Source organism: Saccharothrix obliqua (genome assembly GCF_019375475.1).
In the GTDB taxonomy this organism is placed as follows: domain Bacteria; phylum Actinomycetota; class Actinomycetes; order Mycobacteriales; family Pseudonocardiaceae; genus Actinosynnema; species Actinosynnema obliqua.
In genome coordinates this window covers 717,931-739,821 of sequence record NZ_JAHXGQ010000004.1, presented here as the reverse complement: position 1 = coordinate 739,821, position 21,891 = coordinate 717,931, and the positions used below count along the sequence as shown (strand labels likewise).

At 74.0% G+C, this 21,891-nt stretch carries 15 protein-coding genes; 6 read left to right on the top strand and 9 right to left on the bottom strand.

Features of this window, described 5'->3' with window-relative positions; genetic code table 11:
* Window positions 1–260: 260 nt before the first annotated feature.
* Genes KZQ38_RS16620 through KZQ38_RS16605 form a run of 4 tightly spaced genes read right to left on the bottom strand, consistent with a single transcriptional unit; the run spans window position 261 to window position 9,671 of the window.
* On the bottom strand, window positions 261–1,070 hold the full coding sequence (locus tag KZQ38_RS16620) for a thioesterase II family protein (protein ID WP_219442937.1): 810 nt from the start codon (window positions 1,068–1,070) through the stop codon (window positions 261–263).
* Complete coding sequence (locus KZQ38_RS16615) at window positions 1,067–7,270, bottom strand: condensation domain-containing protein (RefSeq protein ID WP_219442936.1); 6,204 nt, start codon at window positions 7,268–7,270, stop codon at window positions 1,067–1,069. The genes KZQ38_RS16620 and KZQ38_RS16615 overlap by 4 nt, the downstream gene beginning before the upstream one ends.
* Window positions 7,267–8,997, bottom strand: coding sequence for a non-ribosomal peptide synthetase (locus KZQ38_RS16610; RefSeq protein WP_219442935.1), 1,731 nt, complete (start codon window positions 8,995–8,997; stop codon window positions 7,267–7,269). Before KZQ38_RS16610 ends, KZQ38_RS16615 begins: the two co-directional genes overlap by 4 nt.
* 59 nt (window positions 8,998–9,056) lie before the next feature.
* On the bottom strand, window positions 9,057–9,671 hold the full coding sequence (locus KZQ38_RS16605; protein WP_219442934.1) for a cysteine dioxygenase: 615 nt from the start codon (window positions 9,669–9,671) through the stop codon (window positions 9,057–9,059).
* Between the two features lie 338 nt (window positions 9,672–10,009).
* On the opposite strand from KZQ38_RS16605, the gene KZQ38_RS16600 reads away from it, so the two are divergent.
* Window positions 10,010–10,861, top strand: coding sequence for a class I SAM-dependent methyltransferase (locus KZQ38_RS16600; protein ID WP_219442933.1), 852 nt, complete (start codon window positions 10,010–10,012; stop codon window positions 10,859–10,861).
* Here KZQ38_RS16600 and KZQ38_RS16595 read toward each other — a convergent pair.
* The gene (locus KZQ38_RS16595; protein WP_219442932.1) at window positions 10,843–11,712 is read right to left on the bottom strand and encodes an SCO6745 family protein; all 870 of its coding nucleotides are present in this window, start codon (window positions 11,710–11,712) and stop codon (window positions 10,843–10,845) included. The genes KZQ38_RS16600 and KZQ38_RS16595 overlap by 19 nt on opposite strands.
* Before the next feature lie 378 nt (window positions 11,713–12,090).
* Between KZQ38_RS16595 and KZQ38_RS16590 the strand changes: the two genes are divergently transcribed.
* Window positions 12,091–13,284, top strand: a complete 1,194-nt coding sequence (locus KZQ38_RS16590) for an NAD(P)/FAD-dependent oxidoreductase (RefSeq protein ID WP_219442931.1) — start codon at window positions 12,091–12,093, stop codon at window positions 13,282–13,284.
* 15 nt (window positions 13,285–13,299) lie between these two features.
* On the opposite strand, the gene KZQ38_RS16585 is transcribed toward KZQ38_RS16590, so the two are convergent.
* From KZQ38_RS16585 to KZQ38_RS37125, 4 genes are all read right to left on the bottom strand, one after another.
* Complete coding sequence (locus tag KZQ38_RS16585; protein ID WP_219442930.1) at window positions 13,300–14,085, bottom strand: SDR family oxidoreductase; 786 nt, start codon at window positions 14,083–14,085, stop codon at window positions 13,300–13,302.
* Window positions 14,086–14,305: 220 nt separating this feature from the next.
* Window positions 14,306–15,613, bottom strand: coding sequence for an MFS transporter (locus tag KZQ38_RS16580; RefSeq protein WP_219442929.1), 1,308 nt, complete (start codon window positions 15,611–15,613; stop codon window positions 14,306–14,308).
* Window positions 15,614–15,763: 150 nt separating this feature from the next.
* The gene (locus tag KZQ38_RS16575) at window positions 15,764–17,182 is read right to left on the bottom strand and encodes an aldehyde dehydrogenase family protein (protein WP_219442928.1); all 1,419 of its coding nucleotides are present in this window, start codon (window positions 17,180–17,182) and stop codon (window positions 15,764–15,766) included.
* Complete coding sequence (locus KZQ38_RS37125) at window positions 17,179–18,474, bottom strand: cytochrome P450 (RefSeq protein ID WP_219442927.1); 1,296 nt, start codon at window positions 18,472–18,474, stop codon at window positions 17,179–17,181. Before KZQ38_RS37125 ends, KZQ38_RS16575 begins: the two co-directional genes overlap by 4 nt.
* A 383-nt stretch (window positions 18,475–18,857) precedes the next feature.
* Here KZQ38_RS37125 and KZQ38_RS16565 point away from each other — a divergent pair, with 383 nt between their 5' ends.
* The 4 genes from KZQ38_RS16565 to KZQ38_RS37120 are packed head-to-tail and all read left to right on the top strand — an operon-like array spanning window position 18,858 to window position 21,851.
* Window positions 18,858–20,204, top strand: a complete 1,347-nt coding sequence (locus tag KZQ38_RS16565) for an aromatic ring-hydroxylating oxygenase subunit alpha (RefSeq protein WP_219442926.1) — start codon at window positions 18,858–18,860, stop codon at window positions 20,202–20,204.
* Window positions 20,197–20,751 carry an aromatic-ring-hydroxylating dioxygenase subunit beta gene (locus tag KZQ38_RS16560; protein WP_219442925.1) on the top strand — a complete coding sequence of 185 codons (555 nt, stop codon included), beginning with the start codon at window positions 20,197–20,199 and terminating at the stop codon, window positions 20,749–20,751. Before KZQ38_RS16565 ends, KZQ38_RS16560 begins: the two co-directional genes overlap by 8 nt.
* 21 nt (window positions 20,752–20,772) lie before the next feature.
* Window positions 20,773–21,027 (top strand): hypothetical protein, encoded by a 255-nt coding sequence (locus KZQ38_RS16555; protein ID WP_219442924.1) that lies wholly within the window; start codon window positions 20,773–20,775, stop codon window positions 21,025–21,027.
* Window positions 21,024–21,851, top strand: a complete 828-nt coding sequence (locus KZQ38_RS37120; RefSeq protein WP_219442923.1) for an FAD binding domain-containing protein — start codon at window positions 21,024–21,026, stop codon at window positions 21,849–21,851. Before KZQ38_RS16555 ends, KZQ38_RS37120 begins: the two co-directional genes overlap by 4 nt.
* Window positions 21,852–21,891 lie beyond the last annotated feature (40 nt).

Below are 21,891 nucleotides of genomic sequence, written 5' to 3'. Positions count from 1 at the left end.
GCGGGTGGCGCGGTGTTCTCCGGGAACCGCTTCGCCGCCGCGACTGATCGAGGTTAACCGTCGGTATCAATAGTCGCGAGTGGGGGGAAGTCGCGGTCACGTTGGTGTAGGCGGGTTCGCGCGAAAGTGTTTCACGGCCGTTTTTCTCCGGAGGCGGGTGTGACGGTGGAAAAGTTCTGGCGGGTGGTCGCGACCAATCCGTGGTGCGGTTCGTCACGGTCCGATTCCGAGCGCGCGGGCGGCGCGCCCGGAATCGGTTCTCAGGCGTTGTCCGGGGAGCGGTCGACCGGTGCGCCGATTGGTGTTTCGGCGGTGCCCGTCACCCGTTGGACGCCCTCCCGGATGACGGCGGCCAAGCGGTGCGGCTGGTCGCGCAACAGGTTGTGACCCCCGGGCACGCTCACCACGCGGTGATCGGAGGTCACGGCCCGCCAGGCGACGAGGTCGTCCACCGCCACCGTGGCGTCGTCCTCGGCGCGCACGGTGATCACCGGTGCGGGCACCGGTTCGGGCTCGCCCAGTTCCCGCATGTGCCGGTCCACCGCCCGGTAGTCCGCGCGCAGCGCCGGTTCGACCAGCGCCAGGAGGTCCGGGTCGGCCAGCAGCTCGGGCGGCAGGTAGCCGTCCGCGACCACGCGGGCGAAGAACTCCCCGGTGGGCAGCCGCCACGACGACGTCTCCCGGCCCGGCGGCCGGCCGGGTGCCTGCTGCGCCGAGACGACCAGCAACGCCAGTTGTCCCGCCGCCAGCCGCCGGGCCGCCTCGTAGGCGAGGATCGCGCCCGACGAGTGTCCGTAGAGGACGACCGGCCGACCGGCCGCGTGGGCGGTGATCCGCTCGGCCAGGCCGTCCGCCGCGGTGGTCAGGTCCGCCACCGGCGGGTGGTCCAGCAACGCTTCCCGGCCGGGCAGCCGGACCGCGACCGGGTCGAGGTCGCCCGCCAGCGCGCGGCCCAGCGCCAGCACCGCGCCGACACCGGCCCCGGCGTGCGGCACCAGGTACGGGACGGGGGTGCGCGTCGGTGGTCCGGCGATCTCCACGAGCCAGTCCGCGGTGGACGTCCCGGTCACCTCGTTCCTCCCGTCGCCGAACCCATGTCGCGCAGTGCTCCGAGCACCCGCTCCAGCAACCGGTCCGCCTGTTCCGGCGAACCCGCGTGCGCCAGGTCGAGGACCAGCTCGCCGTCGGCGGGCCAGGCGCTGAACTCCCACCGGTACGGGCGGCGGTTGTCCGGCGCGCGGTCGTGCCCCTCCGGCGCGGGCGTCGGCCGGAACCCGCGCCGCGCGGCGGGGGAACCCAGCAGCCCGCCCAGCCGGCCGAGGTAGTTGAAGCTCACCGCGGAGCGCGGGATCGCCGCCATGCGCTCCCGCACCGCGGCGTCCGAGCAGGCGTAGCGCAGCAACCCGTAACCCAGGCCGCCGCCGGGCACCCGGGCCAGTTCCGCCCGCACGTCCGCCAGCACCGCGGGTGGCGGGGCGTCCGGGGCCACCGGGAACGCCACCGGGTACAGGGCGGTGAACCAGCCGATGGTCCGGCTGGGGTCCACGTCCCCGGGCAGCTCCTCCCGCCCGTGGCCCTCCAGGTCGACCCGCACCACGTCCTGCTCGCACTCCCGCGCCACCTCGCGGACCACGCAGGCCAGCACCGCCTCGTGCGGGCGCGCGTCGCCCAGCGCCGCCATGAAGGCGGAAGTGTCCTCGGCGGACAGTGCGCGCCGCACCCGCGAGGTCTGGCCCTCGAAGGTCGGCTCGGGGTCGCTCGGGTCACCGGAGATCCTCGTCCAGTAGGGGAGTTCGGCGCGGACCCGCGCCGAATCGGCGTGCTCGCGCAGCCGCCGCGCCCACTGCTCGTAGGACAGCGGCACGCCGGGCAGCCGCACCGGCTCGCCCCGCTCCCGCTGTTCCCAGGCCGTGGCCAGGTCGTCCAGGAACACCTGCCAGGAGAGGAAGTCCACGACCAGGTGGTGGGCGACCAGCAGGACGCGGGTGGTACCGGCGTGCCGCACCACCGCCGCCCGCAGCAGCGGACCCGCCTCGATGTCGATCCCGCGCTGCACCTCGGCCACGACGCGGGCCGGGTCCGGGTCGTCGTGCTCGGTGACGGCGATGGTCTCCGCGGTCGGGTCGCCGACCTGCCGCCACCCGTCGTCACCCCGCCGGAAGCGCAACCGGAACGCGTCGTGGTGGGCCGCCACGTCGGCCAGCGCCGCGCGCAGGCGCGCCGGGTCCACCGGTCCCGCCACCTCGACCGCCACCGCCTGGTTCCAGTGCGCCACCGAGGTCAGGCCCTGGTCGAAGAACCAGCTCTGGACGGGGGTGAGCGGGATGGCGCGGCGTTGCGACAGGACCCGGTGCAGCGTCGTCGGACCGCCGCGCTTGGCGACCCCCGCCAGCGCGCGCACGGTGGGATGGGTGAACATCTGCCTGCGGGTGAGCTGGATGCCGCGCTCGGCGGCCTTCTTCGCGATCCTGATGGTCATGACGGAATCGCCGCCCAGCGCGTAGTAGTCGTCGTCCGGGCCGACCGAGTCGACGCCCAGCACCTCGGCCCAGATCTCGGCCAGCGCCTCCGCCACGGGGGTGGTGGGCGTCTCCTCGTGTTCCTCCTGTGCCGCCGCCACCGCACTCCACCGGGCCGCCTTGCCGTCGCCCGCGCGTGGCGCCCGGTCGGTGAGCACCACCGCGTCCGGCAGCAGGTGCGCGGGCAGGGCGTCACGCAGCGCGGCGGTCAGCTCCTGCCGGGTGACCGCCGGGTCCGCGGGTTCCACGTGTGCCTCGACGCCCGCCGGCGTGGACAGCACGACCGCGAGCCGGACGCCGGGGTGCGCGTGCAGCGCCTCCTCCACCCGCACCGGGTCGCGCCGGTACCCACCCGGCCCGGCCCGCAACTGCTCGGCGCGGCCGAGCACCGCCAACGTCCCGTCGGGCAGGGTGCGGCCCACGTCGCCGGTCCGGAGCACCCACCCGCCCGGCCGCCCCGGCTCGGGCGTGGCGCGGCCGTCGGCCGGCGGTGTGCCCGCCACGGCCACGCACACCTCGCCGGGCACGCCCACCGGGCACAGCCGACCGGCGTCGTCCAGCACGTAGCAACGCACGTCGGCGCAAGGACGTCCCACCGGCACGACACCCCCGGCGCCCGGTGGCACCGGGCCCTGCGCGACCGCCGGTCCGATCCCGACACCCCCGTACCGGTGCACGACCTCGCCGCCCGGCGCGTGTGCGCGCCAGCGGTCCACCAAACCGGCCGTCAGCACCTCGCCGCTCACCACGAGCACGTCGACGGCGGGTGTCGCGGCGGTGCGGTCGAGGCCGTCCACCACGTGACGCAGCTCGGTGGGCGTCAGCACGGCGGACGTGAACGCGCGGCCCGTGCCGACCACGTCGGGCGGCGCGACGACGGCGGCGTCACCACCGGCCAGCACCACCAGCAGGTCGGCCAGCAGCCGACCCGCCGAGCGGCCGGTCGGCACCAGCACCTCGCCCGGCGTCGCCGGGCCGACCCGGTGGTGCGCGGCGACGGCGAGCGCGTGGTGGTCCACCACCACCTCGCGTGGCGGCCCGGTCACCCCGGAGGTGCGGACCACCAGCGCCGGCGTCCGACCGGCGGGCACGCCGATCGGAGCCCGGCCGGACCACTCGTCGTCCACGCAGACCACCGGCACCGCCACGGGACCGAGCCGGTCGCGCAGCTCGCGGGTGGTGACCAGCGCCCGCGCCGCCGCGGTCGCGGCACGCACCTCCTCGGGCGTCGCCGTGCCGTCCAGCGGGGCGCAGCACGCGCCCGCCCGCAGCACGCCCAACCCGGCCGCGGCCAGGTCGGCGGCGCCGCCGACCCACACGACCACCCGGCTGCCGCGCGCCACCTGCCCGGCGACCCGGTCGGCGTGGGCGCTCAGCTCGCCGAACGTCCGCACGTCGCCGTCCTGCTCGACGGCGGGCGCGTCGGACCGGGCGTCGGCGTGCGCGCGGATCGACCCGATCACCGACGGGAGCGGTTCCGGCAGCGGCTCGCCCCGGGCCGCCGCGAGCAGCAGCTCCCGCTCGTCGGCGGGTGTGGACAGGTCGCGCACCGCGGTGCCGGCGTCGGCCGCCCCGCGCCGCACCACCGAGGTGAACCGCCCGACCAGCCGCCGCACGGTCTCCTCGTCGAACAGGTCGCGGTCGTACTCCCAGGCGATCTCGGGCGAACCACCCGACTCGTGCACCACGCCCGAGAGGTCGAACACCACGCCGCGCTTGCCCAGCGGCAGCGGTTCCAGCACCAGCCCGCCGAGCCGCACGCGGCCGTCGCCCGCGGCGGGGAACGAGTCGCCCACCGGGTCCTGGGTCTTGTTCTGCCCGAAGCCGACCTCCAGCAGCGGTGCGCGGCCCCGGTCGCGCGGGACGCCCAGCCGGGGGAGGAGCTGTTCGAGCGTGACGGGGTGGCGGTCCAGGGCGGACAGCAGCGTCGCGCTCACCCGGCGCAGCAGGTCCGCGAACGACTCGTCGGGGTCGATCGCGACCCGGTGCGCGACGGGGTTGGTGAAGCAGCCCAGGACGTCCGCGAACTCCGGGAGGTCGCGGTTGGCGGAGTTGACCGCGACGGCGCTGTCCGCGTTGCCGGTGTGCGCGTGCAGCACCACGTGGAACGCCGCCAGCAGCACGGCGTACGGCGTGGTGCCGTGCGTGCCGGCGCACGCGCGCACGGCCGCGGCGACGTCGTCGGGGAGCCGGTCGCGCAGCAGCGCGCCGCGTTGGGCGCGCACCACCGGCCGGGGCCGGTCGGTGGGCAGGTCCGCCGGTGGCGGCGGTGGCCGCAGCGCGTCGAGCCACCACGCCAGGGCGTCCTGACCGGTCGGGGTGCTCGCCGCCTCGTCCAGCCACCGGCCGTAGTCGGTGTAGGTGTGGTGCGGCGCGGGCAGGTACGGTTCCGCGCCCGAGGTCTCGGCGGCGTAGCAGATCGCCAACTCGCGCAGCAGCACCATCAGCGACCAGTAGTCGGTGATCAGGTGGTGCTGGGAGATCAGCAGCAGCGGCCCGTCGGCGGACGGGTACAGCCGCACCCGCATCGGCGGTGCCGAGGTGATGTCGAAATCGCGGAACGCGTCCTCCTCCAGCGCCGCCCGCGCGCCGCCGGGTGGCGTGCCGACCACCGCGAAGTCCACCACCGCCCGCTCGGCCACGTGCTGCACGGGAGCGCCGTCCCGCAGGGGGAACGTGGTGCGCAGCGCCGGGTGGCGGTCGACCAGGAGCTGGCAGGCGCGGCGGAGCGCGTCGATGTCGCACGGCGCGGTGAGGCGTGCGGCGAAGGCCACCACGTACACGCCGGTGTCGGGGTTGATCTGCTCGGCGTGCCACATCGAGAGCTGGTTGGCGGACAACGGGAACTCGCCCGCCGAGGGCCCGCGCACCACGGCCGCGGCCGACGCCGAGGGGGCGGCCAGGCGATCGCTGAGCAGTTCCGCGAGCGCGGTGATGCCGGGCGCGCCGAGCAGTTCGAGCAGCTCGACGCGTACGCCGAGGTCGTTGCGGACCGCCATGCGCAACCGGAGCGCGGCCAGCGAGTCGACGCCCAGGGCGGCGAGGGACGTGCTCGGGGCGGTGCGGGTCGGGGGCGCGGTGCCGGGGGTGGTCGGTGGTGTGTCGGGGGAGTCGGTGCCGGGCGGAGTTCGCGGTGTGTTCGGGGAGGTGGCCGGTGCGGTGGCGGCTGGGTCGCCGACGAGGTCGGCCAGGCGCTCCGACAGGTACCGCGTGAGGCGGGCGGTTCGTTCGGGGCGCGGGGCGGTGCGCAGGCGGTCGCGGGAGAGGAGTTCGTCGGTCCGGTCCCGGCCGGTGGTGGTCAGCAGGGCGGTCAGGTGCGCGCGTCGCACCTTGCCCACCGCGCCACGCGGGATCTCCGCCACGAACTCCACCCGGCGCGGCACCTTGTGCGGTGCCAGGTGGGTGGCGCAGTGCCCGACCAGGGCCTTGCCGTCGACGTCGGCGCGTGCCGGCACCACGGCCGCCACGAGCACCGCGCCGCCCTCGGGCAGCGGCAACCCCACCACGGCCGCGTCCGCCACGTCGCCGTGCTCCTTGAGCACGTCCTCCACCTCGACCGGGTTGACCTTGTGCCCCCCGGTGTCGACCAGCAGCCGCTTGCGGCCGACCACGTACAGCCGGCCGGCGCCGTCGACGCGACCCAGGTCGCCGGTGCGGTGGGGACCGCCACCGGTGGCCACGGCCGCGCCCGCCACGGCGATCTCGCCGACCGCGCCGGGCGACGTCGGCGTGCCGTCGTCGTCGAGGACGAGCACGGTCACGCCGGGCAGCGGCCGGCCGACCGACTCCGGCGTCGGCACGGGTCCCAGGTCCCACGACACGCTGCCGGTCTCCGTGCTGCCGTACGTCTGGCGCAGCGGGACGCCGAAGCGCGCCCCGAACCGCTCGGGCACCGCGGGCGACATGAAGTTGCTGCCCGACATGCACAACCGGAGCGAGGAGAAGTCCGCGGGCGCGTCCGGGGGCAGACCCACCAGCGCCTCGAACAGGTACGGCACGCCGAGCAGGACCGTGGCCCGCCGATCGGCCACGGCCTCGACCACCTGGTGCGCGACCGGGTCCGGGCGGCCGTGGTCGAGCAGCACCAGGGCCGCACCGGCGCGGACGGCGGTGATCATGCAGCAGAACTGGCCCAGCGCGTGGAACAGCGGCACGGGGCACAGCACCACGTCGGCGGCGGTGAGCCCGGACCCGGTCGCGATGTTGCCCGCTTCCGCGACCTGGTTGGCCTGGCTGCGCGCGATCACCTTGGCCTCGCCCTCGGTGCCGGACGTCGACGTGGTCACCCACGGCAGCGCGGCGCCGGCCGCGTCGTCCTCCGGCGGTGGCGGCGCGGCGGTGGCGGCCACGTCGTCGAACCTCGTCGCCGGTCCGTCGCCGGTCGCCACCACCCGGCACGCCGGCGGCAGCAGGCGGGCCAGGCCGCTCGCGCGCCGGCCGGTGGTGACGACCACGGCGGGCGGTGTCCGCGCGACGTGGTCGCGCAGCTCGTGGTCGGGCAGCGCCGGGTCCACGGCCTGCACCGTCGCGCCGACCCACGCCGTGGCGAAGTAGGCGATCACGAACTCCGGGCAGTTCGGCAGCAGCAGGAGCACGTGGTCGCCACGCGTCACGCCCAGCTCCAGCAAGCCACCCGCGAAACCCGCCACGCGGGTGTGCAGCGCGTGGTAGTCCAGTTCGCGGTCACCGCACACGACGGCGGTGCCGCGCGGGTTGGTCTCGGCCGTCTTCCGCAGCATCGCGGTGATCAAGTCCGCTCCTCCCGCCCGCACCGCGCGGGCTCCTCGGCCAGCAGGCGTGCCAGCAGTTCCGGGGTGGGGTGGGTGAAGACCTCCCGCACGTCCAGCGAGCGCCCCCACCGCTCGCTCAGCGCGGCGACGACCTCGACGGTCGCGTGCGAGGTGCCGCCGTGCAGGAAGAAGTCGGCGTCCGGGGCCAGGCCCGGCACGCCCAGCACCTCCTCCCACACCCGCACCAGGTCGTCGACCGCCACGGGGCGGCCCTCGCGCCGGTCGTGCGCCCGGGCCAGCGCCGCCCGGTCGACCTTGCCCGCCGGGGTGACCGGGAACGCCGGCACCGCGTGGATCTCGGCAGGCACCATGTGCTCGGGCAGCACCGACGCCAGGTGCGCGCGCAGCCCGTCGGGATCGGGGTCGCCCGCCCACTGCACGAAGCACCGCAGGTGGCCCGCCCGCCCGTGCTGGTCGCGTGCCGCCAGCACCGCGGCACGACGCACGCCCCGGTGGGCGTTGACGGCCCGCTCGACCTCGCCCGGTTCCACGCGCTTGCCGAGCACCTGCACCTGGTCGTCCAGGCGGCGCAGGAACTCCAAGTCGCCGCTGGGCAGCTCGCGCACCAGGTCGCCGGTGCGGAAGCACCGCTCGCCGTCGACCGTGACGAACCGGCGGGCCGTGCGCTCGGCGTCGTGCAGGTAGCCGATGCCGACGGTGTCACCGCCGATGTACAGCTCGCCGGGGCGTCCCGGTTCGACCACGGCACCGCTCTCGTCCCGCACGCTGAGCCTGATGTGCGGCAGCGGTGTGCCGATCGGCGGCGGGATGTCGCGGTCCCGCCACGCGGACACGTCGCAGAACACCGAGCCCGCGACCGTCTCGGTGGGCCCGTACTCGTTGAGCACCCGGCACGGGAAGTCGGCGGGCGGGTAGGCGGCCAGCCGCTCGCCACCGGTGCGCACCAGCCGCACCGCGCCCAGGTCGACCGGCGCGGGCAGCCGGAACAGCGATTCCAGCAGCAGCGGTGGGACGTAGGTGTTGGTGACGCCCGCCGCACGCAGCCAGGCGGCCAGCCGGTGCGGCGCGGACCGGTCGTCGTCGGAGGCGATGACGACCGACGCGCCGGTGGACAGGAACGGCCACAGCTCGTCGATGGTCACGTCGAAACCGGGCGAGCCGATCTGCGCGCCGCGCTCGCCGGGACCGCTGCCCACCAGCTCGGCGTAGGCGGCGACGTAGACGTCCAGCGCGGCCCGGCTGATCAGCACGCCCGACGGGAAGCCGGTGGAACCGGAGGTGAACAGGCAGTACGCCGGGTCCTCCGGCCCCGCCGGGTCCGGGTCGGGCGGCAGCGGCGCGTGCGGCGGGGCGAGCAGGTCCGCCACGTCGACCCGGGGCGTGGCCGCGCCGGGTACGCGGGCCGGGTCGTCCGTGATCACCAGGTCCGCCGCGGCCCGCTCCAGCAGCAGCGCCACGCGGTCGGCGGGCTGGTCCGGGTCGATCGGCGCGAAGCACGCGCCCGCCTTGAGGATCGCCAGCTCCGCGGCGAACAGGTCGGTGGAGCGCGGGAGGACCAGCGCGACCCGGCTACCGCGCCCCGCGCCGCGCTCGCGCAACCGGGCGGCGGCGCCGTCGGTGAGCGCCGCGAGCCCGGCGTGGTCCAGCCGCACGCCCCGGTGGTCCTCCAGCGCCGGCGCGCGAGGGGTGCGCCGCGCCCAGTCCGCCATCGCGGCCAGCAGTGCCATGCCGCTCTCCCGTACTGCCTCGCGCGGTGGCCGAGGCGCGGCGTTCGCGGGCACCCGGGTCACCGCACCCGCACGTCCGTGCCGCCGGCCAAGGGCATGTCGCGCCACACGTCGGCGCGGTCGAACCGCAGCCGCGTCTCGGTCGCCAGGTGCCGGTCGCCGTCTTCCGGTTCGTACAGGCGGTAACTGGTGATGGCGTCGAGGTAGACGTGGACCGTCGCGGCCCAGTGCGCCGTCTCGTTCACCATCATGTGCAGCTGCTCGTCGTCCTCGGGCAGGATTCTGGTGACCTCGGCCGGGCGGATCACCAGCTCGCCCTTCTCGGCCAGCGTGACCCGGCTGCCGACGCGACCGGTGATCTGGTACTTGACCTCCCTGGTGTGGCCGAGCAGCGCGCTGACCGCGCCGACCGTGCCGCTGTGGTCGTGGATCGGGCTGCCCCGGCCCGGCTGCCACAGCACGAGCACCACCTGGAACGGGTCGTCCGATGAGTTGAGCAGGATCCGCATGTAGTTGCCCGCGGGGCGGACCGCGCCGGCGAAGCGCTGGTTCTCCTCCGCCGCGGTGAACTCCGCCAGGGCGACCGCCAGCCGCTCCGCCTGCTGGTGCACCGTGAGCTTCCCGGCCTCCTCCTTGGTCCTGGCCACCTCGTTGATCAACTGGTCGATCTTCATGGTGTGACTCCGTCCGCTCCTCGGGGTAATTCGGGCGCCACCGCGGTGGATGTCCCGGCGGTTCGCGTGGTGGGTGCGGGAAAACGTGTCTGTTCGCGACGTTACGAGCGTCCACATGACACGACAACGGTCGAACCTCGTTGCGGGGCGGCCGATCGAGTGACGTGCTTCGGTGCCCGGCGTTGTGCCGTCCATTGTGGACCAATAGTGGAATTGTTGGCTGCCTTGGAATATTTCCCGCCTTCGTGGCGGGTTGAAGTGCTGTTCCGCCTCGGTTACGTTCGACCCGGCGCGGCTCGACCACGAGCGCGGAGTCCGACGAACCCCGGGGTGCAGCGATGACGACGGTCGTCAACACCGACCAAGCGGAGGCGTGGAACGGTTACGAGGGCGAGCACTGCGCCCTCCACGACGAGCGGTACGACGCCGTGGACGGGGGTTTCAACGCCCTCCTCTTCGCGGCGGCGCCGGTGGCGGCGGGTGATCGCGTGCTCGACGTCGGTTGCGGCAACGGCCAGTTGGCCAGGCAGGCGGCCCGCCACGCGCGCGGCGGGCACGTGCTCGGCGTCGACCTGTCCGAGCCGATGCTCGCCAAGGCGCGCGAGCGGGCGCGTGAGGAGGGGTTGACCACCGTCTCGTTCGAGTTCGGCGACGCGCAGGTCCACCCGTTCCCGGACGGCGCGTTCGACGTCGTGCTCAGCCGGTTCGGCGTCATGTTCTTCGCCGACCCGGTCGCCGCGTTCGCCAACCTGGCCCGCGCGTTGCGACCCGGCGGCCGGCTGGGTTTCGTGTGCCGCGCCAACTTCTCCGGCACCGACCTGGGCTCGGTGTTCGACGCGATGGCGCCGCACGTGCCGCGCCCGACCGGGCCGGACGGCGCGGGCCCCACCTCGCTGGCCGACCCCCGGCACACCGCGGACCTGTTGCGGCGCGCGGGGTTCAGCGACATCGCGGCCACCCGCGTCGAGGTCGACCAGGTGTGGGGCGCGGACGTCGCCGACGCGGCCCGGTTCCTCGCCGAGTGGGGGCCGGTGCGCCACCACCTCGGCCTGGTCGACCCGGCGGCGGCCACCGCGGCACGCGCGGCGTTGACCGCCGCCCTCGGCCGCTTCGCCGACGCCGGTGGGGTCCGCCTGCGCGGCGCGGCCTGGTTGGTCACGGCGACCCGTCCTCAGGCCGCGGTGATCTGACGGCCCGCGCCGCCGGGCAGCACGCCCGCGTCGAGCACCACCCGGCTCAGCGGCAGGCACAACCGCCGCAACCGCTCGGAGTCCGCCACGCCCAGCGCGCGGTAGGGCTCCGCGGCGGCGGTGTTCGTGTCCTCCTCGACCGCGGCGCGCACCGCCCGGCCCGCCTCGGTCAGCACGCCGTCGTCGTCGAGCAACCCGCGCTCGGTCAGCGCCGCCGCTTCGACGTCCCACTGCTCGCCGGACCAGCCGCGCAACGCCTGCGTCTCCTCCCGCGCCAGCAGGCCGTTCCCGGTCGCGCCGTCGGTGATGATCGCGGCCAGGCCGCCCAGCCCGTGGTTCAGCAGCGCCGCCAGGTGCCCGTCACCCCGGTGCTCGCGCAACAGCGTGATGGCGTGCCACAACACCATGTGCGGCGCCTTCGGCCACTCCAGCTCGGCGTGGGCGGCGTAGAGCGCGCGCCCCTCGGGCGTGCACGCCTCGGTGGCCCGCCGGGCGAGCGCGGCGGCTTCCACGACCTCCGCGCTGCCGACCAGCTCGTCGCCCAGGAGCCGGCGCAATGCCTCGTCCACGCCGTCCACGCGCGCGGCGAGGATGTCGGCGGGGGAGGCGATGTGCCACGCGCGGGGCACGATCTCCGCGACCGTGCCCGGGTTGAAGGTGTAGAAAGTCGCGGTCACCACGCCCGCGCCGACCGGGCCCAGCGCGGCGGCCCGACCCGCGAGGTAACGCATTCGCGGGGTGTCCAGGCCGAGCGCGGTGAAGCGCCCGTCGACTTCCGGCGTGAAATAGCTGACGAGATGCAGGGGGTCCATCACCTGATGACACTCGAAGGCGTTTTGTTTCGGTGACATGACCGGCACGTTACTCGCCGCGATTTACCTCGTCAAACAGTTCCGGGTCGGCTGGAAAACCGGCTCCGACCAGCACGTCGAGCATTGTCCGGATAATGGTCACGGCTTCGCCGACCTCACCTCTTCGGCGGATCGGCGGTATTTCCACCCGATATGGCGAAGTGGGTCCGGGGTGGGTCGTCAAGACCTGTTTTCAACTGTGCGACGCGTGGTCCCGGTGCGGTCTTGCTCGTCCGGGAACGGCGCTGCTAATCTGGCGAAGCGGTTTTCGGGATGGGCGCGACAACGCGTCGAACCAGTGCTGCGAGCAGTTTCCCGGTTGTCTCCGACTTCTTGACGTGAGCGTTTCCGGCTGCGCGGAAGGGTGTTCGTGAAACTGTGGACCACGACGTGATAGTGGTGGGCGCGCGGTGCGCCGGCGCGCCACTGGCCAGGCTGCTGGCCGGCAAGGGGTTCTCCGTCCTGCTGCTGGACCGGGGCCGCGTACCGTCCGACACGCTGTCGACCCACTGGATCAGGTGGCCGGGCGTCCGGCGGCTCGACCGCTGGGGACTGCTGGACCGGTTGCGGCGCACCGGGTGCCCGCCCATCCGGCACGTGTCGCTGGACTTCGAGAACCGGGTGCTCGCGGGTGTGCCGCGGGCCGCGGACGAGGTCGCCGAGACCTACGCGCCCCGCCGCGACGTGCTCGACGCCATGCTCGTCGACGCGGCCGTGGCCGCCGGAGCCGAGTTGCGGCAGGGCTTCACGGTGCGCGACCTCGTCCGCGAGGACGGCGTGGTGCGCGGCGTCCGGGGCACCACCGGGGACGGCCGCGAGTCGGTGTTCCGGGCACGCCTCGTGGTCGGCGCGGACGGGCGCGGCTCGACCGTCGCGCGGCTCGCCGGCGCCGCCGTCGTGGACGACCGGGGGGTGCTGGCGCGGAGTGCCTACGCGTACTGGCGGAACGGCGCGGACACCGACCTGCGGGTCTACTTCCGCGGTCGCCGCGGCATCTCGCTCTGGCCGACCAACGACGACCTCACCGTGGTCTCGCTGGTGTTCCCCCGGGAGGACCGGACGGGCGCGGGCCGGGAATCCGCGGTCCGGCACTACGAGGACGCCCTGCACGCCGTTCCGGAGGTCGCGACCGCGTTGGGCGGCGCGGTCCGTGTCGGCGCGGTGCGGTCGGCCGCGGTGCCCAACGCGCGTCGGCGCGCGCACGGTCCGGGATGGGTGTTGGCGGGCGACGCGGGTCACCACAAGGACCCCGTGTCCGCGCAGGGGATATCCGACGCGTTCGCCGACGCCGATGTGCTCGCCGAGGCCGTCGAAGCGGTGTTGCGCGGCGGCGCGCCCGAGGAGGAGGCGATGGCGGAGTACGCGTCCCGGCGGGACCGGGAACGGCTCGCCGCCTTCGACTACACCTGCGACCAGGCGCGGTTGCGGCCGTTCGACAGCGACTTCTCCCGCGAGCTGGCCCGGGTGAAGTCCGAGCCCCGGGGTGTCGAGGGGTTCGTGAGCAACTTCGTCGGCGGCGCCCTGGACAACGGGGCCGACCAGGACGCGGGTTGGCTCGGTGGGCCGCATTAGGCGCGCCACGGCCGATCAGTGCGTCATGCCGGGCGGCAGCCCCAGGAACAGCCCGCCGCTGACCTCCAGCACCTGACCGGTGATCCACCGGGCGTCGTCCGAGGCGAGGAACGCCACCACGTCGGCGACGTCCGGTGGGGTCCCGATCCGGCCGAGCGCGGTCATGTCGATCATCATCTGGCGCATCTCGGGCTGGGAGCGGCGTTCCTCGGCGGTCAGGTCGGTGTCCACCGCGCCGGGTGCGACCGTGTTGACCGTGATCCCCTGTTCCCCCAACAGATGCGCGAGCGTGCGGCCCATGGTGTTCAGCGCCGCCTTGGCCATCGCGTAGGCGACGTCCGCGACGGCGACGCGGGCGGCGGTCGAGGAGATGGACACGATCCGCCCGCCCGGACCCATCAGCGGCAGCGCCCGCTGCACGACGAAGAACGGCGCGCGGGCGTTGACCGCGAACAGGTCGTCGAACACCTCGGGCGTGGTCGCCTCGAAGAACGTGGTGCTGAACCCGGCGTTGTTCACCAGCACGTCCAGCCGCTCGCGGCCCGTGCGGGCACGCAGCCCCGCGCGCAGACCGGCCAGCAGCCGGTCCACGCCGTCCGGTTCGGCCAGGTCGGCGCCCACCTCGAACGCCTGCCCGCCCGCCTGCTCGATACCGGCCACGGTCCGCGCCGCGGCCTCCGGGTGGTGGCCGTAGTGGACGGCCACCAGCGCGCCGTCCCGGGCCAACCGCTCGGCCACGGACCGGCCGATCCCGCGCGAGGAACCGGTCACCAACGCGGTCCTCCCGGCAAGCATCGCCATGCCGACTCCCTCCACGGTGGGAAAGCGCTTTCAACAGCACGAGTGGTGCGCACGGCGCCGGTCGCGGGTCGAATTACCGGGTGCCCGTGATCGGCGTTCCGTCAAGTCGGGGTTCCGCATTCGGCACGACGGGTTCCGCGCCCGGCACCGCGTGCCGGAACGGCGATGCCGTGCTCTTCTCGAATGGCGTGTCGAAATGCGTTGTGGTGACGGGTGCCCGCTAGCGCAGCGCCGGCGCGGCCAATCGCGGTTTCGTGGCGGTCAGCGCGCCGACCACGGCGAGCGCGGCCATGCCGGCGCACAGGACGGACACCGAAACGGACAGCGTCACCACACCGCGCTCGGCCGCGCCGACGAACACACCGGCCAGGCTGGTGCACACCGCCGCCGCCACGACGTCGCTGATCTGGAGCGAGGAGCTGTTCGCGCCGCGCACCGGCTCGGGCGAGAGGTCGAGCACGAGGACACCCGTGGTGGGCACCGCCAGGCCCATGCCCAGCCCGCCGAGCGCCCACAGCACGTAGGTCGGCCAGCCCGGCGCGTCGGGCAGGCACAGCGGCACCAGGCCCGCGACGCAGCAGGCGAGCGAGGCGAAACCCCAGCGCAGGAACACGTCGCGGGACGAGGTCAGCCTGCCCTGCAACTGCGCGCCCGCCCACCAGCCGAGCGCGCCCATCAGCAGCGGCAACCCGGCCGCCACCGCCGAGTACCCGTGCACGGTCACCAGGACCAGCGGCACCGTCGACTCCACGGCGTAGAACGCGCCCGCCAGCAACCCGCGCAACCCCACCACGGCGGGCACACCCGGCCGCAGCCGCCACGTGCCCGCGGGCAGCAGGCCGCGCAGCCCGAGCACCATGACCACCACACCCGCGGCGACCAGCAGCGCACCGGCGGCCGGTGAACCGCCGACCGCCCAGTTGCCGCCGTAGTGCAGCGCCACCACGCCGAAACCCGCCGCCACCGCGAGCACCGCGCGCCGGTGGTCCCACGCGCCGGTCCGGTCGGGCGTCGGCAGCTTGCGCAGCACGGGCACCAGCAGCAGGCCGCCCGCCGCGATCATCGGCACCAGCGCGAGGAACACCCACCGCCAGCTCACGTAGGCGGCCACGGCGCCCGAGACCACCGGCCCGACCAGCGCGGGCAGCACGTAGGCCGCCGAGATGACCGCCAGCGCCCGCGGCCGGACGTGGTCGGGGTAGGCGGTGGCGACGATCAGGAACACCGCCACCGTGGCCAGCCCGACCCCGAAGCCCTGGAGACCCCGGCCCACCACGAAGACCCACATGGACGAGGCGGTGCCGGCCGCGATCAGGCCCGCGCCGAACACCGCCACACCCGCCAGCAGCGGCGGTCGCGCACCGGCCCGGTCGCCCCACTGGCCCGCGACCACCAGGCCCACCACGTTGGTCACCAGGAACGCGCTGAACGGCCAGCCGTAGTACGCCAACCCGTCGAGGTCCCGCACGGCCAGCGGCATCGCGGTGGCGACGGCCATCGCCTCGAACGCGAACAGGCTGATGGCCACCGCGATACCGATGCTGGTGATGCGCCACGGACGTGCGAATGCACCCGAGGATTCCCTCACGAACACCACTCCAAGGTCGACGATCGCGGCCGGCAGTGTAGCGCGGACGGTAAATTCGCCGCCAGGCGCGAGTGGGTTCCGCCGATCGGGTCACGAGCGGTGCGTCACGTTCTTGACCCGGGTGTACCCGTCGATCCCGTAGCGGGACAAATCCTTGCCGTACCCCGAATTCCCGAAGCCGCCGTGCGGCAACTCCGCCGGGAACTGGAGAACCGTGTTCACCCACACCGTGCCGTATTCCAGTTCGCGGGTGAAACGCATGGCCCGGGTGTGGTCGCTGGTCCACACCGACGAGGCCAGCCCGTAGGGGACCCCGTTGGCGCACCGCAGCGCCTCCTCGTCGGTGGCGAACCGCTGGACGGTGATCACCGGCCCGAAGACCTCGGTCGAGGTGATCTCGTCGTCCTGCCGCACGCCGGTCACGACCGTGGGCGCGAAGAAGTAGCCCTCGTCGCCGACCCGGTGCCCGCCGGTGACGACGGTGGCGTGCGCGGGCAGGCTCGCCAGGCACGCCCGCACCCGTTCCAGCTGAACGGCGTTGTTGAGCGGTCCGTAGTCGACGTCCGCCCGGGACGGTGGGCCCGGCTTGCGCTTCTCCGCCTGCGCCACCAGTTCCGCCACGAACTCGTCGTGCACCTCGTCCGCGACCAGGACGCGGCTCGTCGCCGTGCAGTCCTGGCCCGCGTTGGTCGTGGCGCCGGTGACGATCTCGGCCGCGGCGGAGCGCAGGTCGGCGTCGGCGCACACCACCACCGGCGTCTTGCCGCCCAGCTCCAGGTGCACGCGCTTGAGGCCCGTCGCCGCGCGCCGCGCCACGTCGACGCCCGCGGGCACCGAACCGGTCAGCGCCACCAGCTCGGGGACGGGGTGCTCCACCATGAGCCGCCCGGTGCCCGGTCCACCGCAGACGACGTTGAGCACGCCGTGCGGCAGGAACTCCGCGGCCAGCTCGGCGTACATCAGCGCGGTCGACGGCGTGGTCACGGCGGGCTTGAACACCACGGTGTTGCCGGTCGCGATGGCGGCCGTGGTCTTGAACGCCATGATCATCAGCGGGAAGTTCCACGGCGCGAGCTGGGCGCACACGCCCAGCGGTTCCCGCCGGGTGTAGCCGGTGTGGCCGGTGGCGTACTCGCCCGCGGCCACGCCGTCGAGCACGCGTGCCGCGCCGGACAGGAAGCGCAGCTGGTCCACCGCGCCGGGCACCTCGCCCGCCGCGGCCAGGCTGCCGGTGTCGGCGGCTTCCGCCGCGGCGAACTCCTCCTGCCGCGCCAGCAACGCCTCGGCGAGGGCGAGCACCGCCTCCTGCCGCCGCGCCGGCGGCACCGCGCGCCACTCCTGGAACGCCGCCGCCGCCGCGCGCATCGCGTGGTCCACGTCCTCGGGGCCGGATTCCGGCACCAGCAACCGGGGTTTCCCGGTGCAGGGGTCGGCGACCTCCGTGTGCGCACCGCCCACCGGGTCGGCCCGCTTGCCGTCGATGAAGTTGTGCAGCCGGTTGGGGTTCATCGCGTCCTCGACATCGTGGTGGCGGCGCGGTCGTCCCGCTCGGCGGCCGTCGCGGTGACGCGCAGGCTGGTGAAACCGTGGAAGCCCAGGTTGTTGTTCCAGTTCAGCTCCTGGGGCGGCACGCTCAGCGCGGGGAACCTGCGGTACAGGGAACCCAGCGCGATGCGGGTGGTCTGGCGCACCAGCGGGTCGCCGAAGCACAGGTGCCTGCCGACGCCGAAGGTCAGGTGCCGGTTGGGCGCGGGCCGGGTCAGGTCCAGGCGCTCGGGGTCGGTGAAGACCTCCGGGTCGCGGTTGGCCGAGGTGATGTAGAGGATGACCGGTTGGCCGGCTTCCAGCCGGACCTCCCGCCCCTGCCGCGTGGCGTAGGTGAAGCTCTCGCCGACGACCCGGCCGACGAACTGCACCGGCGCGCAGAACCGCAGCAGTTCCTCCACCGCGTCGCCGACGGTTTCGGGCGCGAGCAGCAGTTCCCGCTCGGCCGGCGGCCTCTTGTCCAATTCGTGCACGCAGTTGCCGATCAGGTAGCGAATGGACGCGACGCCCGCGAACAACAGCAGCGCCGCCTGCGCCACCACGTCCCGGTCGTCGAACCGGTAACCGTGCACGTCGGTGGTGCCGAGGTGGTGCAGCAGACCGCCGCTGTGCTCGGCGGCGCGCGCGTTCTCCGGCGACGCCAGGAACTCGGCCAGTTCCAGGGTGCTCCGCCTGGTGCGGCGCACGTGCTCGACGCTCACCGTGGTCGAGCCGAAGAGGTGTGCGATGTCGTCGGTCCAGCGGTTGAGCCGCGCGTGCGCCTCCACCGGGACGCCCAGCACGTCGGCGATCACCATGGCGGGCAGGGGGAAGGCGAAATCACGCAGCAGGTCGAACCCGTCCGGGTCGACGTCGTCCAGCAGTCGGTCCACCAGGCCCTGGATGCGTGGTTCCAGCACGGCGTCGGTGAACGGCACGTAGCTCCGGTTGGCCTGCCGTCGGTTGCGCGTGTGCTCCCGGCCGTCGTGGAACGCCAGCCACCGCTCGTAAATGCCCACCATGTCGCCGAACTCGTCGCGCTGTTCGGGGCCGAGGAAGCGCAGCGGCACCGCCGCCCGCGCGTTGGACAGGCGCTGGTCCTGCATGAGCGCCACGCAGTCCGCGTAACCGAAGAACAGCCAGGCGCCGCCGAATATGCTTTCGGAGAAGTACGCGGGCTGTTCCTCGCGCATTGCGCGGTAAAAGGTGTACGGATCTTCGATGTAGGTGAAGTTGTTGTGCGAAAAATCCTTGTAGGACGGTATTTCGCTGGTCACGTGCGGGTCTCCCGGCAGGTTCCGCGAGTTCGCGTGGAAGGATTGGTCGCGCTGCTCTCGATGGCCCACTGTAGGGCAGTTCGGAAAAGTCCTCAAGACCTATCGGTGGGCGAAGCACCGCCGTGACCTGCCCGTGTGGCAGTGAGCGTGCGCCAACGTGCGCTTGTCTAACGCGATCGGACCAATATTCCGGGGACCTTTGAATAGCCCCGTTCGCCGGGCTGCGGTCGGGTTATAAGGGGGAACCGGGCGCGAGGCATTCTGCCGGACGGGTGACTCGGCCCGCCGGGGGTTGCCCCGGTTGAATGAACCGGGCATCGTCGCTACCGTGGGTGCTGTTTCCCACGTCCTCCGTCCAACCACTTGACCGGAGTGGGGGCAGTGTGGGTGAGTCGTTCGACAACACCTTCCGGCTCAATCGCGACATCTTTTTCGACGACGCCCTGCTCGCCCGCGAGTACGCCCGCGTCTTCTTCCCGACGTGGCAGCTCGTGGGTTTCTCCGACGAGATACCCGAAGCCGGGGACTACGTCGTCCGGCGGCTCGGCGCGGACAGCGTCGTGGTCGTCCGCGACGAGCGCGGGCGGATCGCGGTCCTGCTGAACTCCTGCGGGCACCGCGGCACGCGACTGTGCCAGGCCGCGTTCGGCAACGCCGCGCACTTCCGGTGCAGCTACCACGGCTGGACCTACGCCAACGACGGCCGGCTGGTCGGCGTGCCGGGTCTGCGCACCCACTACCCGCCCGGTTTCCGCAAGTCCGAACGGGACCTGCCGACCGCCAGGGTGGTGTGCCGCCGCGGCTTCCTGTTCGCCACCTGGGACCCGGACGCGCCGGACCTGGAGGACTACCTCGGTGATCTCGCCTGGTACCTGGACGCGTTGCTGGACGGCGCCGGCGGCGAGTGGGAGGTGTACGGCCCGCCGCAACGCGTTGTCGCGCGCGGCAACTGGAAGATCCCCGTCGACAACTTCGCGGGCGACGGCTACCACATGCGCACCGCGCACCAGATCGCGTTGGAGCAGGGCATCTACGGCGACACCCTCGCGGACGGCACCCGCGGTCGCGGACGGTTCGACCTGCTGGGGGTGAACATCGGCACCGAGCAGGGGCACTCGGTCCGCGCCGGCTACGTCGTGGAGAAGGGCACCGAGACGCTCGGGCCGCTCCGGGGCGAGCCGGCCTACCCGGGCTACCCGCCGGAGACGTGGCCGCGGCTCACCGCGGGCCAGACCCCGGAGCAGGTGCGGTTCAACTCCGACCTGGAAGTCGTGCACGGCGCGGTCTTCCCCAACGCCGTGTTCCTCAGCGTCGCGCACGACCGCGCCATCGGCGAGGATGACGACCCGCTGACCCGGTACCTCGTGTGGCGGGTGCACTCGCCGATCGACGCGCGGCGCACCGAGTGCACCTATTGGACACTCGTGCCGAAGGCGATGGACGCCGACTGGAAGCGCCGCTCCTACTCCTACCAGGCGCGCACCCAGTCCGCGGGCGGCATCCTGTTCGAGATGGACGACTTCGAGAACTTCGCGCGCATCGACTCGGCGATGCCCGGCACCGCGGCCGGCGCGGTGGCCGCGGACCTCAGCCTGGGCCTGGGCCTGGGCGAACCCGCGCCGGAGTTCCCGGGACCGGGCCGGGCCGAGTACCTGACGTTGAGCGAGCACAACCAACGCGCCTTCTACCGGCGGTGGGCGCACCTGATGGAGGTCGAGGCGGATGGCTGAGCCGGCGGTCGGCGCGGACCCCACCGCCTTCCCCGAGCGCGGCGCCCGGCGTGCCGACCTCGACCGCGTGGTGACCGCGTTCCTGGTCGAGGAGGCCGCGGCGCTGGACGAGGCGCGCTACGACGACTGGCTGGACCTGCTCGAACCCGACTTCCTCTACCGCGTCCCGGTGCCGCTGCTGCGGGAGGACCCGGCGCTGCCCCGGCACAGCGCGACCGCCGTGTTGTTCGAGGCGACCAAGCGCACCCTGCGGCTCAAGCTCGGTCGGGTCGACCTGCGGCACGCGTGGTCCGACCGGCCGGCCGCCACCACCCGCCACTTCCTCGGCGGTGTCCGGGTGTTCGCCGTGCCCGGCGCGGACACCGTGCGCGTCGACGCCAACCTGCTGGTGACCGCCAACCGGGGCGTCGAGCACAGCGCGCTGGTCACCGCGTCCCGCCAGGACGTGCTGGTGCCGCGTGGCGGGGGTGACTACCGGGTGCGTGCCCGGCGCGTCCTGCTCGACGTCGAGGTGCCGACCGTCGAGCAGTTGTCGATCATCTTCTAGCCCGCTGCCCGAGGAGCACGCATGAGTGGACTGGCCCGGGAACCCGGTGACCCGGAGGAAGTGCGGCTGTGCCGGGTGGCCTGCGAGGGCGCCGCGGTGGTGGTCTCGACCCGCACCACGGGCAACGGCCTGCGGCTCAAGCTCGTCTCCGAGCGCACCCGGCGGCAGGTGCTGCTGGACGCCACCGTGCTGGAGGCGTTGTGCCTGCTCACACCCGAGCAGGCCACCGAGCTGGTCCGCGTGACCACCGAGCGGGACGAGGCGGACCGGCCGTGAAACCGGTCGCCTTCGACCACGTCGCGCCCGTCGACCTGGCCGCGGCGCTGGACCTGCTGGCCGAGCGCGGCACGCGTGCCGCACCGCTGGCGGGCGGCCAGAGCCTGGTGCCGTTGCTGAACCTGCGGCGCGTCCGCCCGGACGTGGTGGTCGACCTCAACCACGTCGTCGGGCTGGCCGGTGTGCGGGTCACCGCCGGTGAGGTGCGGATCGGCGCGATGACCCGGCTGCGGGTGCTGGAGTCCCACCCGGACGTGGTGGCCGCGCTGCCGGTGCTGGCCACCGCCGCGTCCGCCGTGGCGCACCCGCACGTGCGCACCCGCGCCACGCTGGGCGGGTCGCTGTGCCACGCCAACCCGGCCGCCGAGCTGCCCGCGGCGGCGGTCGCGCTCGACGCCCGGCTGGTCCTGCGGCACCGGGGCGGTGCGCGCGTGGTGCCCGCGGCCGAGTTCTTCACGGGACCGCACACCACGGTCCTCGCGCCGGGCGAGCTGCTGACCGAGGTCGTCGTGCCGCGCGTGCCGGAACTGAGGTTCGGGTTCGCGGAACTGGCCCGGCCGGGCGGCAGCGGTTATCCGCTCGTGGTGGCGTTGCTGGGCGTGGCGGTCGAAGGCGGCGTGGTCGTCGCCGCGCGGGCGGCGGCCGGGGGAGTGGCGCCGACCCCGGTGCGGCTGCCCGGGGTGGAAGCGGCGTTGCCGGGCAGGCGGTGCACCGCCGACGACCTGTCGGCCGGGCTCGCCACCGCGCCGGTCGACCACGCGGCGGGCCACCGCGACGCGGTGCTGCGCTCCCTGCTGCGCCGGATCACCGCCGGACTGGAGTGAAGGGGGAATCACGCTGCACACCAGGGAAGTCACCATCACC